At 32.9% G+C, this 14,540-nt stretch carries 6 protein-coding genes; all 6 read left to right on the top strand.

The window, feature by feature from the left end; all coding sequences use genetic code 11:
- The first annotated feature begins 73 nt into the window (after window positions 1–73).
- The 6 genes from fucP (at window position 74) to P8H68_RS04605 (ending at window position 14,530) form a co-directional block, all read left to right on the top strand.
- Window positions 74–1,372 (top strand): L-fucose:H+ symporter permease, encoded by a 1,299-nt coding sequence (gene fucP, locus P8H68_RS04630; RefSeq protein WP_300322201.1) that lies wholly within the window; start codon window positions 74–76, stop codon window positions 1,370–1,372.
- A gap of 769 nt (window positions 1,373–2,141) precedes the next feature.
- Window positions 2,142–3,167, top strand: a complete 1,026-nt coding sequence (locus tag P8H68_RS04625) for a HEPN domain-containing protein (RefSeq protein WP_300322199.1) — start codon at window positions 2,142–2,144, stop codon at window positions 3,165–3,167.
- A 524-nt stretch (window positions 3,168–3,691) separates the two neighbouring features.
- The gene (locus tag P8H68_RS04620; RefSeq protein ID WP_300322197.1) at window positions 3,692–4,867 is read left to right on the top strand and encodes a Gfo/Idh/MocA family oxidoreductase; all 1,176 of its coding nucleotides are present in this window, start codon (window positions 3,692–3,694) and stop codon (window positions 4,865–4,867) included.
- A 75-nt stretch (window positions 4,868–4,942) separates the two neighbouring features.
- Complete coding sequence (locus P8H68_RS04615) at window positions 4,943–6,865, top strand: right-handed parallel beta-helix repeat-containing protein (protein ID WP_300322195.1); 1,923 nt, start codon at window positions 4,943–4,945, stop codon at window positions 6,863–6,865.
- Window positions 6,866–7,193: 328 nt separating this feature from the next.
- Window positions 7,194–11,285, top strand: a complete 4,092-nt coding sequence (locus tag P8H68_RS04610; protein ID WP_300322193.1) for a two-component regulator propeller domain-containing protein — start codon at window positions 7,194–7,196, stop codon at window positions 11,283–11,285.
- A gap of 155 nt (window positions 11,286–11,440) precedes the next feature.
- Window positions 11,441–14,530, top strand: a complete 3,090-nt coding sequence (locus tag P8H68_RS04605; RefSeq protein WP_300322191.1) for a TonB-dependent receptor — start codon at window positions 11,441–11,443, stop codon at window positions 14,528–14,530.
- The last annotated feature ends 10 nt before the right edge of the window (window positions 14,531–14,540 follow it).

Below are 14,540 nucleotides of genomic sequence, written 5' to 3'. Positions count from 1 at the left end.
TTAGATTTCATAATCTAAATTCAACAGTGCTTTTTTTATATCAAACAGTTTCAAACCAATAACAAACTTGACTATGTCAAACACTCAAAAAATTCCTGTAGTATCCAAAGAGGTACTTTTACCATTTATTATCATAACATCTTTATTTGCACTTTGGGGATTTGCAAATGATATTACAAACCCAATGGTTGCCGCTTTTGGTGCCGTAATGGAGATCTCTACTGCAAAAGCAGCTTTGGTGCAGCTTGCTTTTTATGGGGGCTATGCCACCATGGCAATTCCTGCCGCTTTATTTGTAAGAAAATACAGTTATAAGCAAGGGATTTTATTAGGATTGACATTATATTCTATTGGAGCATTATTATTCTACCCTGCAGCAGAATTCGAAATTTTCGGGTTCTTTTTAGGGTCTTTGTACATTTTAACTTTTGGGTTAGCCTTTTTAGAAACTACGGCAAATCCATTTATTCTTTCGATGGGAGATCCACGTACTGCTACTCAAAGATTAAATTTAGCACAAGCTTTTAATCCAATTGGTTCTCTTTTTGGAATGTTCGTAGCATCAAAGTTTATTCTTGTAGCCTTAGATTCTGATGTAAGAGATGAAGCAGGTGAAATTATTTTTGGGACACTTGATGAAGCTCAAAAAGCTGTTATTAGAACTCATGATCTTGGAATTATTAGAAATCCTTATGTAATACTTGGTTTTGTCGTTATTGCAATGTTGGTACTTATCGCATTTACAAAAATGCCTAAAAGAGCCGATAACGTTAGTTATTCAAGTGCAGCAGATTCTTTTAAGAGATTGTTTGCTAATGGAAAATATAAAGAAGGTGTTTTGGCTCAAATGTTTTATGTAGCTGCACAGATAATGTGTTGGACTTTTATTATTCAATATGCTGGTAACCTTGGTATTTCTAAAGCAACTGCTCAAAATTATAATATCGTTGCAATGGGTATATTTTTATCTAGCCGTTTTGTTAGTACAATTTTAATGAAATATGTAAATGCCAAAAAATTATTAATGTTTTTTGCATTGGGGGCTATGGTAACTATTGCTGGTGTAATTTTAATAGAAGGAGTTTTAGGTCTTTATTTATTAGTTGCAACTTCAGCATTTATGTCTTTAATGTTCCCAACAATTTATGGAATTGCATTAAATGGTTTAAGTGAAGAAGATTCTGCTTTAGGAGCTGCAGGACTAGTTATGGCAATTGTAGGAGGTGCACTAATGCCTATCTTACAAGGTTTACTTATAGATATGGATCATATAGGACCATTTACCGGAGTTAATTTTTCTTTTATTCTTCCTTTTATTTGTTTTTGTTTTATTGCATTGTATGGATATAGAACCTTGAAGGTTTACAAATAAGAAATCCTACCCTTGAAATTTTAAAACCTTCACATATACCTAAGATTAATCGACTCAAATATTATTTTAAAAAGAACATTAATATATTATGACTTCAGAAAAACTATTAATTGAACTACTAGAAGAATCAGCATTGTTAAATATAAGGGAAAAGGTTATTTCTTTAGCCAAGTCTTATACGGAAAATCAACCTAAACTATCAAGATTAGAGGCGTATGAAGTTGCCTTTACGAAACTTCAATAGTACATTCTATTTAAGAATAGGGTATGTTTTTAGATTTTGTTCATGACCGCTGGAATGACTAATTATGTGTCATGATATGTACCGTTATTTAGTTTTATACATAGAGTGTTAAGTCGTAAATTTGTATTATCGGATTGAAAGTTAAAACGTACTAAATAATAACAAAAGGTAGGTCAACAAATCGGTCAACACAATTTACAAGATATTAGAAAGCAATTGATTTTACTGGGTTTGTAGACTTTTTTTCAAGTCCCGTCCAGACCGCGTTTAAAACCTCTTCTTTTTGAAGAGGTTTTTTTGTGCCTAAATTTTTGGGGCGAGAAGTGTATCCTCAGACATGTTTCTGTAAGAAGCTTGTAGTCGAAGGAGTCCGTTCTAGACCGCGTTAAAATTCATAAAGCCTTATAAACACTATGTTTGTAAGGTTTTTTGTTTTTAAGTGGTGTTTAGGGGGATGATTAATTTTGTTTGTTTAGTGTCTTTTTTAATTGCTAACTTTCCTAAATCATAATAAAGATAATTAGATTGGAAGATAAATTATTTATTACACCTGTTTATGGCGTTAATTTGAATGAGGATTCGTTAAAGGATTTGAAAATTGGCTTAGTGACTTTTACCACGTTTAAACGATTTCGCAAAACTAGGCTAAAATTTGGATTGGAGTATACTATCGGTAGCTTGGAACATTTAAATTCATCAACTAGCTTTTTTAAAAATATCATTACCAACTTCAAAGTAATTGCAATAGTTAGATATTCTGACTCTAGTGATGTTGAATGGGCACGAAATGAAATTAATAAATCAATAAGTATTCTTTGTGCTTCATATATGTCTTTCAGTATTCGAAAAATAGGACAAAAAATATTAACATACGATAGAAGTGAGTTACAAAAGGGCATAAGTCTTGGTCTAAAAAGTGCTTTGCCAAGTTTTATGGGAGCTAGAGTTAATTCTGTTAAACTTGAATTGAACGATACTTGGAGTAAGTTCCATCGTAAATATTGGTTTATTCCTTTTTTGCGAAGGATTCTCAATAAAAAGGGTAAAAATTCTAAATGGGAAAAGATGATTATTGAAGCGGTAAAAATAATTGGACAAGCCCAAAGTTCTGAGAGAGTTGAGGATGCTTTTTTAAAAAACATTGTTGCTCTTGAGATGCTATTAGTAGAAAATAAGGCGGATATGAAAAAGTGTCAGGTAGTTGTAAAAAGGTTAGGTTTTTTATTAGATTGGACAGAAAATTGGTCTCAAAATAGGTATAAAGAGAAGATTGTTAAATTGTATACAATAAGAAATAATTACATGCATGAGGGAAAAGCCCAAGATATAACTTTAGAGCAACTTGTTATTCTGGAGAATATTTTGTTCAATGTTTTGTATAACATTGTTAATTGTATTGATGTGTTTAATTCCAAAGGGAAATTGGTAGAATATTCAGATAATTATGAACATGAAAAAAAACTAAAGATAGTATCAAATAAATATCAATTGAAAAAGTTAAGATTTTTCGAAACTCAAAGAGAAACTAAATTAAACACCTTAAAATTATAGCTGTTTGCTTTTTTTAGTATTTGTTAATCAAATCAAAAGCCACTCAAATTGAGTGGCTTTCATTTTTTTGCTATGAAAAAGATGCGGAATTCTGCTCTTCTTATGTAGCTAATATAATCCGTTTTAAACATATCTTTTAATATTAGTTGTTTAGTTAAAGGGTAAGCTTCTGCAACATCGTACAATATTTCTTCAGGTATATGTAATGGGTTGTTTTTTAAAAACGTCTCTATATCTAAATGTGGTTCTATTTTTATTAGAAATATTTTTTCCAGCCTTTCTTTTTTTACATAAACGTTTAAGTTGTGCTGGTTGGTTTGTATAAGTTAATATTATTCAGGTGTTTGTGGCTGTGTTGTTTATTTCTCATGTAATCAGTTGTTTATGTTCTTGAGTACAATTTTAGAACATTAGAGTACATGCTTTTTTTTTTTACCATATACTTTTAGTAGTTGTAATTAATATTTCAGAATTTTTTAATAAAAACTCGAAAGAACGTTACGTAACTAAAAATTATTTAGGTTTTGAAAAGACGATCATTTATTAAAAAAACGGGGATAGCAACGGCTGGTATGATGGGGGCTTCATACACCTATGGAAGCTTATTGTCTAAACCGAATGTTTTAAATACCATTAATCTTGGAGTCATTGGAACTGGTAATCGTGGAAGCGGACTCACGTCAGTTCTTAATTCTATAGAGAACCTTAATGTAATTGCCTCCTGTGATATTCTCCCTTTTAGGTTAGAGAATGGTTTGTCAAAGGCCAATTCAAAACCTGTTGGTTATTCTGATTATAGAGGTCTACTTGATAATACTGCTGTTGATGCGGTTATCGTTGCAACACCGTTTAGTACGCATGCATCGATTGCTCTGGATGCTCTGGATGCTGGTAAACATGTGTACTGTGAAAAAACACTGGCCAAAGGTTATAAAGGTATTCGATCATTAGTAGAAAAATCGAATCAGTCAAACAATATATTTCAAACGGGGCATCAATACCACAGTTCTAGGTTATATGCACACGTGGTAGAATTGATAAAACAAGGTAAAATCGGAAAGATTTGTGCCTTTGAGTGTCAATGGAACCGGCATGCCAATTGGAGACGAACAGTGCCCGAGTCTAAGTATGAAAAAGCTATTAATTGGAGAATGTATCGTGAGTTTTCCGGTGGCTTAACAGCTGAATTAAGTTCGCATCAAATCGATTTTGTGAATTGGGTTTTAGATGAAGTACCCAATCAAGTGATGGGAGTTGGCGGGATTGACTATTGGAAGGATGGAAGAGAAACCTTTGATAACACTCACTTGACCTACACTTATCCAAGTGGGGTGATCGCAAAATTTTCCTGTTTAACTAGCAATGCTAGCGATGGTTATGAAATAAAAGTTATGGGGGATAAAGGGACGATTGTTATTGATACAAAGCAAGCTTGGTTTTATCCAGAGGGTCAAAAAAATAAAGTAATTAAAGATGTCGATGGAGTAAGTGGAGCCACAGCACAATGGGATAAAAATAAAGGATATGCCATCAACGTTGAGCATTTGGATCCGAGTAAACAAGCACTTATTGATTTTGGAGATGCTATCATCAACAATACGCAACCAAAATCAAATGTACTAACCGGAGCTAATACGGCTACCTGTGTACAAATGGGACTGGATGCCATGTATACCAACTCCATTGTTCGTTGGCCATAGAGTTTTAATAGGCCTCCCAGAAGAATCAATTAAAGAAAGATAAATAATTAGAATACGTAAATACAATATATTTTTATGAATAATTTTAAACAAAAATCGAATATACTCCATAGCATAGTTTTATTGTCCTTTGTACTACTTTTTACATTTCAAGGATATGCAAATGATGTTGTTATAAATGCCAAAGATTATGGTTTAGAAGCAAGCAAGGATGCCGTTCCGGCATTACGAAGAGCATTGGAAGCATGTGTCGAAAAACGAGCTTCAAAGCTTATTATTCCCAAAGGAGTATACAATTGTTACCCCGGTAAAGCAACAGAAAAATACCTAAGAGTAAGCAATAACGATAATGGTATGAAGCGTATTCTGTTTCCTTTGGAGGATATGAAGGATTTTGAAATTGATGGCCAGGGATCTCAATTCATTATGCATGGACATATTGTGCCTATTGATGTAGGTAATTGTAGAAATATTAAACTTACTAATTTTAGCATAGACTGGAGTAAGCCTTTCTTTTTCCAAGCAGAGGTAGTGGCACTTAATCAAGAAAATAATTCATTTGATTTAAAGGTATATGAAGAGTGCGATTACGAAATAGTAGCAAATGAGTTGTTGTTTGTAGAAAAAGCAAAAAAGGCAATAAGACCATGGAAACAATGGGCTGTTCCGTTGGAAGATGATTATGGTTGGGAACAAACAATAGATTGGAATATATGGTACGATTCTAAAACCAAAGCACCTGCATTTAACCATGCAGCCAGTATATTAAGAAGTTATAATGAGAAGAAAAAAGTTCGTTACCAAGCCGAGGAACTAGAGCCTGGTTTAGTGCGGTTTTTTGATGCTACAAATGTTTTGCCAAAAGTTGGTTGGGTATTGGTTGTTAAAGGCCGAAAAGAAGTGAGCCGTCTTTCTCCGGCCATTCATTTAATTCGTAATAAAAATACAGTAATCGAAAATGTAAACTTGCATCATTCTTCAGGTATGGGGTTGATAGGTGAGCGTTGTGAAAACGTTACGCTAAATAATTTTAATGTACTACTACCTTCTAATTCAAAACGTATAGTAAGTACTACAGCAGATGCTACTCATTTTGTGAATTGTAAAGGATTGTTAGATTATAACAACTGTACCTTTGAGAACATGTTAGATGATGCGGGTAATTTTCATGGAGTTTATACTAGGGTTGATGGTTTAGTTGATGATTATACTATTGGTGTACGTCGTATGCATGGTCAACAGTTAGGTTTTCAGTTCGCAGAGGCTGGTGATTCTATCCGATTAAGTGATAGCAAACCAATGAAACCTTATGCTACTTTAAAAGTTGTTGAAGTAAAAGAGTATAATGAAGAGTATATGACACTTCGTTTCAGCGATAAAGTAAGTGAAATATTACATTCAAGTAGTGTTGCCGACAATGTGAGTTGGCAGGCAGATGTATCTTTAAAGAATTCTGTAGTCAGGAGAAATAGAGCACGCTCAATCCTTATATCAACACAAGGTGATGTGTTAATAGAGAACAATACTTTTAGTACTTGTACCGGTGTTAGTATTTTGTTTGAAGGAGATGCTACGTATTGGCATGAGTCTGGACCTGTAGAGAATGTTATTATTCGAAATAACCATTTTAGTGATTTTGGTTTGGCAGATGGTAATTCTGAAATTCTTCGTTTTACACCGCGTGTTGCTTTTGATGGCGCACCGAATCATTATTATCATAAGAATGTGATTTTTGAGAATAATACTTGTGAAATATCAAGTAGAGCCTTGGTTTATGCAAATTCAGTGGAAAATCTACTCATTAAAGGGAATACGATGTTGCCGAGTAAAAACTATCCTTTGTCTACCGATAAGAGTCCAGTTTTTGAATTTGAAAATTCAAAAGATGTAAAACTAGTTGGTAATAAATACTTGTTGGAAAAGACGGCAACTGTGAAAACAGATAAGTGTAGTAATGTCCGAACGAAAAGAAATAAAGGAATTCAAAAAGTAAAATAGAATTCAATATTGAATCAAATTGTGCTTTCTAATTATAAAAAATAAAGTTCTCATAGTAGTTGATTTTCTTGATGAAGATTACGTACTAAAGAATTTTTATAGGTTGCAAATCTTGATAATTAGTGTTCTTAATAAAAATTAACTATGGTACTTTAGATTTTCGAATTTAGGATGGTTTTTAGTCTGATTCTTTTGAGAATAATGGATTGTTCTTAATGAAAATTTAAGAAATTAAAGTGGATAAAGACTTGTTGGTTAGTTTGTTTTCTAATCCGTATATTGTCTGTATGAATCCATATGAGTTAACTATTAATTATTTCAATTTTTAATGAGAAAACAATTCCTCCTAAATATCATTATATTAAATTGCTTTTTTGTACAAATAACCTCTTTTGCTTTTACGGGTAGTGGAGAAATAAAGTTCCAAAATATTTCTGTTAAAGAGGGCTTATCTCATATTGGTGTAACAAGTGTTTATCAGGATTCCGAAGGCTTTATTTGGGCTTCTACCTTTGATGGTTTAAATAGATTTGATGGGAAGAGTTTTAAGGTTTTTAGAAATTCTTTGTCTGATTCAACGAGTATTATTAACAGCCGTGTACAGACTATTCAAGAACATTCAAGTGGGCGGTTGTATATAGGGACTGATGCTGGTATTTGTGTTTACAATAGACAACTTCAAAGGTTTGAAAGAACCGGAAATAAAACTCTTGATGATCTTAATACGCGAATATCAAGGATTTCTGAGGATTCCGAAAATAGACTTTGGATACTTACGGAATCAGGAAAAGCTTTTGTTTATAATTTAAAAAATAATGTTTGTAGCGAGATTAGTTTTGAACAAAAAAAGACTTCCAATTTAAGTTATATTATTAATTTCTGTGAGGATAAATATGGGAATTTCTGGGTCCTAACAGGCGGAGGACTTATTAATTGTGATTTCAATTTAAGGATAAATCAAATTTTTAAACGGGAAGTTCTGGGAACGAAATGGTTGTCAATATGTAAAACCGATAAAAATGGATATTTATATTTGGCAGGCTCGGATGGAATTAAAAAGTTTAAAATTAAAACAGGGGAAAGCATTTCTCTCGAAAAGGAATCGGAATACTTAGGAGGACAAAATATTCGTCGACTTTTGATCGATACAAAAATGAATATTTGGGCAGCGATTCCTGGCGAAGGAATAAATATAATTCGTCATTTCAATGAAAATCAAACGGAAATCATTAAGCTTTCTAATGATTTGAATGATAACACGTCTTTATGCAGTAACTCTGTTTCCAGCATGTTTGAAGATAAAGAGGGGAATATATGGATTGGTACTATTGATAATGGTATAAGTGTATTTAAAAGTCAATCCAATAGAGTTTTTGCATATAGCCGAAAGAACGGGTTGCCGGAAGATTATATACCTTCTATAGTACTTTATGATGAAACGAAAATTATTTGCGGTACTCGAAAAAGAGGAGTTTTCGCATTTAATTATAAAAAAAACTTGGTAGAACCCCTTTGGTTTACGTTAAATAAAAACGATGTTACCGTTATTGAATGCATGTATAAAGATTCCCGGGAAAATCTTTGGATCGGTAGGGGAAGCGGGTTGTATAGACTTAAACATGGTGAGAAATTTTTGAAGCCAGTTGTAGAATTTAATAAAACGATCAGAGCTCCTAAAGTTATATATGATATAAAAGAAGATGATTTTGGATTTATTTGGATCGGATGTAGAAGAGGATTATTTCGTATAGAGGTTGACGAAGAAAACAAAATTGTAAAAAGTTTAAAATTCAATTTTTCTCAACATGAAGACTTTGTCATCAGAAGAGTATATAATGATCCAATAGATAATTCTTTGTGGATTGGAACTTGGTACAATGGGTTATTGAAAATTGAAACAAACAATAATAAAAAACAACTACTTAATTTAAAATATGAACAATTTGCCAATAATGAACAAAGTAACTATACTCTAGGAAGTAATTTTGTAAGTGGAATATTTAGAGATTCCAAAAATAGGCTTTGGGTTGCTACAGAGGGTGGTGGTATAAGTGAGTTGGTAAAGAAGGGTGATAAAATAGTCATTATAAATTACGGTGAACGGGAGGGTTTGTCTAATAATGTTTGTAAAGGAATTGCGGAAAGCAAAAATGGAAATTTATATATAGCCACAAATAATAAACTAAACGAATTCAATACAGAGAATCTTTCATTCAATTCTATTACTGAAGAAGATGGATTATTGTCACATTTCTTCACGAGCGACGCGGTAACATTACCAGATGGAAGATTGGTGTTTGCAGGGAATAAAGGTCTTACTTTTTTAAATTCTGATTTGAAAAATGAAGAGTTAGATTTAGCTCAGATTCACTTTGGTGACTTTTTATTGTTTGGAGATGTTGTGAAGCCAGAATCAATGGTTAATAATAGAAATTTGCTGCAACAGGGCCTTGATTATACGAAGCAAATTGAATTAGAACATAACGAAAACGTTTTTGCTATTGATCTAATAACAACTAACTATAAGAATGCTCAAAGTGGAAAATTAAAGTATCGTTTGATAGGTTTTGATGAAAAATGGAGAACGGTAAATGGTTCCAGTTTTACAGCAGAATACGTCAAAGTACCACCAGGTAAATATGTTTTTGAATTCACAGCGGCTGTATCTAAAGATAACTGGATTGAACCCTCAAAAACATTTAACATAAAAATAAGTCCACCTATATGGTTGACGTTTTGGGCTAAATTATTTTACTTACTACTTTTCTCAGCGGTTCTTATTTTAGTGTACCGTTATCTTTGGAAAATTGAACGTTTAAAAACGAGCATACAGATTGAAAAATTTGAAAAACAGAAAGTATATGAGCTTACTGAGGAGAAAATAAAGTTTTTCACCAATATTGCGCATGATTTTAAAACACCACTTTCTTTAATCAACGGGCCTCTTGACAATCTGCTTGCAAAACATACCGTAAACGATAATACTAGGTTTAATCTTTTGCGAATGAAAAACCAAGTAAGCTACCTATTACTTTTATTAGACCAACTAATTGAATTTAGGAGAATCAAAAATGATAAATTAAATCTTAGCTGTTATGAAATAAATATTTTGGATTTTATCTGGAATATTAAGATCGGCTTTGATGACTTGTCCGTTAAGAAACAGATTAAATTTAATTTTGAAAAAAATACGGATAAAATATTGATGTGGATTGATCCTAGAAAATTTGAAAAAATTATCTACAATTTACTTTCAAATGCCTTCAAGCATGCTCCCGAAAATGGATTCGTTTCCATCAAAATAGAAAAACAAGAAGAGCGGGTTAGAATTAGTGTTTCCGATTCTGGACTTGGAGTTGCTGAGGATGAAATTAATCAAGTGTTTGATAGATTTTATAAAGGGAAATCAACTAATATCCAAGGAGCAGGTATTGGCTTGTCCATAGTGAAATCTATTGTAGAGGCACATAAAGGGAGCATAAAAGTATTTAATAGTCCAGAAGGAGGGGCCGTTTTTGAGATAGAATTATTGCTTGGTAAGGAACATATTTCTACAGATATGTTAGGTACGAAAAACAATAAACAAGAGCCATCATTGATCTATCAAAATTTGAATAACACCTTAGAATATTCGATAGATGCGCGTCCTACTTCCCGTGATCATATTATTTATATTGTTGAAGATGTTGCAGAAATGAGAGATTTTATAGGTGAATTATTCTCATCTGAATACAAGGTTTATAAGTTTAAGAATGGACAACTGGCATTAAATAATATAAAAACAATTGTCCCTGACTTAATTATTAGTGATTTGAATATGCCGGTAATGGATGGGATAGAACTTTGTAAATATGTTAAATCAAATAAATTAACGGCGCATATCCCTTTTATTTTATTAACCTCAAAATCAGAGGTGAAAAATAAAATAGTAGGTTTTGATATAGGTGCGATAGATTATATTACGAAGCCTTTTTCTAATGAGTTTTTAAAAGCGCGCGTGTCAAATATTATTTCCGAGGTGCAATCAATAAAATCTAGGTATGCTGACAGTCTCAAAGAAGACGAGTATGTAAAACCGGTAAACAGTAAGGAAAGAGAATTTTTATATTCTTTTCTTCAGGTGTTACAGCAGCAGTATGGTAATCCAGACCTGAATATTAATATTATATCTTCCAATTTAAATGTAAGTAAGACAAAATTATTAGTCACGATAAAAAATCTTACCGGAAAAACTCCAATTGAAATAATTCGTAACTATAGAATAAAAAAATCTGTGATAATGCTAAAAAGTAGTGATGATGCTATTAGCAATATAATGCAGGATTGTGGATTCAAAAGTCGTGCTTATTTTTATAAATGTTTTAAAGAGAAGTACCATATGACTCCTAAAGAGTTTCGTGAGTCTTTAAGCAAAAAATAAACATCACTAAATCCACTTGATATTGTTGTAATTGATTGTTTATTAGCCTTATATAGTCTTGAGAACAAATTCAGCGCAAAAAAGAACAATCTTATTTTCTTGTTTTTACTTACTTCGTTATTCATAATTAACTAACTGAACTTAAAAAAAAATTTATGATTAAAATTAAGGAAATAACGCTATTGTTATGTCTTATGCTATTTTCTGGTATAACCTATGCTCAGAACAAAGTAGTTACCGGTAAAGTAATTTCTGAAGGGATTGGCTTGCCTGGTGCGACAGTAGTAGTTAAGGGAACAAGTAAAGGATCGATCACCAATTTTGATGGTGAATTTTCCATAGCAAATGTAAAAATAGGGGCAACGATAGTAATAAGTTATATCGGCTATTTAACTGAAGAAGTTGTATTCAAGGATGAATCAACGATAACGGTTAATTTAATCGAAGATTTCGCCAAATTAGAAGAGGTTGTTGTTGTTGGTTATGGTACTCAAGAAGCACGTAAGGTTTCGGGAGCAATTAGTTCCGTGAGTGCCGAGGATATTGCTAGTATCAATACACCAACATTAGAAACAGCCTTACAGGGTAGAAGTACTGGTTTACAAATATCTTCCGTAAGTGGAGAACCTGGTGCGGAAACTAGAATTAGAATTAGAGGTAATAATTCAATTTCTGGTAATAATGAACCGTTAATCGTTTTAGATGGTTTTCCTTTAGATAATAGTTCTATTCCAGGCGGAGGACTTGATGCTTCGAACTCTGGTCCCTTGTCATTTATAAATATGGATGATGTTGAGAGTGTGGAAGTGTTAAAAGATGCTTCGGCAACTTCGATTTATGGTTCTCGTGGAGCAAATGGAGTTATATTAATTACGACTAAAAAAGGAGGTCAAGGGAAACCAGTTGTAAATATATCGGTTGAAACTTTTGTGACTAATGCAGCGGATTATCCAGATATGATGTCATCTCCTGACTATGCTGAATGGGGAAATGAAACAGGAAGATTTGATCCTCCTCAAGATACAAATCAACCAACTACAGTTTGGATTGATAAAGTTCTTCAATCTTCATTTGGGCAGAATGTAAACCTTTCGGTTGCAGGTGGAAGTAGCGACAATAAGTACCGAATTTCGGGTTCTTATTCAGATTATGGTGGTGTAATTATTGGTACTGGTTTTGAACGTGCAACGGTAAGAGCGAATTTAAATAATAAAATAAATGACAAATTAACGCTGACTACAAATCTTAACTATTCAGTTACAGATACAAAAAGAGCGGCTGGTTCCAATGGAACAGCTGTTAGTGCAGGTGGTATTATTTTCAATGCTTTAAGAGCCTCTCCTTTGATTGATGAGGATGAAATTGGTGATGATGAATTTCCAGTTGACGGTATTGATGTCCCAACGAACCCATTGAAACAGATTACGGGTGATATTGACAATGAAAATAGTAAGGTGATTTTGGCGAATTTTACTGCAAATTATAAGTTTAATAATGATTTAAATTTAACTGTTCAGGCAGGAACTAATTCAAAAACCGGTATCCGAGAGAGATTCTTAAGTTCTGAAACACCAGCGGGTTTTAGAGTAAATGGACAGGGTAGATTGTATAATTCGTCAAATACTACCAATTTGATAGAATCATATTTAACCTACAAAAAAAGATTAGGTAGACATAACATTAATACTGTATTGGGGACCTCTTATCAGAAAACAATCACTAAATTAAGCAATTTAACTGCTGTCGATTTTCCTTTTGAAGGACTGGGAGTTTATGGACTTTCGTTTGCCAATCAAGTATTAGTAAACTCATATACTAGAACGGATAGAGAGATACAATCGGCATTTTTTAGAGCAAATTATGATTATAAATCAAAATATCTTGTTTCTTTTTCTGGTAGGTTAGATGGCTCAAGTGTTTTTACAGAGTCAAATAAATATGCTTTTTTCCCTTCAGTATCAGCTGCATGGAGAGTGAGTGCTGAGGAGTTCATGCAAGGTGTTAAGGCAATCTCAAGTTTAAAGATTAGAGGGGGGTATGGAGAAACGGGTAGTCAGGCTATTCAGCCATATCAATCTATTGCTCAATATTCAGTAGCAAACTATGTAAACGGTGATTTAGAGGCTTCAGGTGCACGACCAACAGTAATGGGGAACTCAGATTTAAAATGGGAAACTACAGAACAATTCAATGCAGGACTGGATCTAGGATTATTTAAGAATAGAATTGAGTTGTCTGTTGATTATTATGATAAAAAAACTAGGGATTTATTATTACCATTTCAATTGCCAGGGTCAGCAGGATATCAAAGTATTATAATTAATAGAGGTAGTGTTGGTAATAAAGGTATTGAAGTAAGTTTGTCAGGAATGCCTGTCAGAGGTAAAACTTTTAGATGGAAGACGAATTTAAATTATTCTGCCAATAGGTCAAAGGTTTTGGACTTAGGAGGACTAGATTTTGTGCCAGGACCAATCTTGGATAATAACTTCCTAAATGAACCTATTTCAGGGCAGTTTTTAAATAACCCTTTAAGTGTATTTTATGGATATGAATTGGATGGTTTAATACAGGCTGAAGATTTTGATCAAGATGGGAATCCTACTTTTGCCACACTTTCAGGGGTAGAAACTCTAGGGTCAACTAAATATAAAGATCAGTTAACTGTAGATACTGATGGAGATGGTATCCCTGATGCTGGAGATGGTTTGATTACAGCTGATGATAGGGTGATTATTGGTGATCCAAATCCTGACTTTCACTTTGGATTCAATAATGATTTTGTATATAAAAACTTTACACTGAATGTATTTATTCAAGGTGCATATGGTAACGAATTGTTCAATGCAGGTAATATTTATATTGGAAAAGGATATAATCGATGGAATAATACTGCTGAATGGTACGCAAACCGTTGGACACCTGAAAACCCACATAACGATGTTAGATATCCATCTACTATAGGGAATTCCACGATTAAAGCAACAGAGGCAGTAATAGAAGATGGTTCCTATGTAAGATTGAAGAACGTATCATTGAGATACAATGTTCCATTAAAAGAAGTAGAAAGGATTCGTTCCTTAACGGTGTATTTTACTGCAACTAATTTGCTAACATTTACCAATTATAGCGGAGCAGACCCAGAAGTGAATCTTTTTGGGAATAGTGATGATGCAATTGGAGTTGATTTTTTTGCGTACCCACAAACGACAACAATGACATTTGGAGTTAAATTAGGATTATAAAATGACAACT

The organism is Flavicella sp., assembly GCF_029238425.1.
Classification (GTDB): Bacteria; Bacteroidota; Bacteroidia; order Flavobacteriales; family Flavobacteriaceae; genus Flavicella.
This window is presented reverse-complemented; position numbering and strand designations above follow the sequence as displayed.

What these genes read in the sequence shown, in the direction of transcription:
- fucP (WP_300322201.1), top strand. Translation starts at nt 74, where the DNA reads ATGTCAAACACTCAAAAAATTCCTGTAGTATCCAAAGAGGTACTTTTA.
- P8H68_RS04615 (WP_300322195.1), top strand. Translation starts at nt 4,943, where the DNA reads ATGAATAATTTTAAACAAAAATCGAATATACTCCATAGCATAGTTTTA.
- P8H68_RS04610 (WP_300322193.1), top strand. Translation starts at nt 7,194, where the DNA reads ATGAGAAAACAATTCCTCCTAAATATCATTATATTAAATTGCTTTTTT.
- P8H68_RS04605 (WP_300322191.1), top strand. Translation starts at nt 11,441, where the DNA reads ATGATTAAAATTAAGGAAATAACGCTATTGTTATGTCTTATGCTATTT.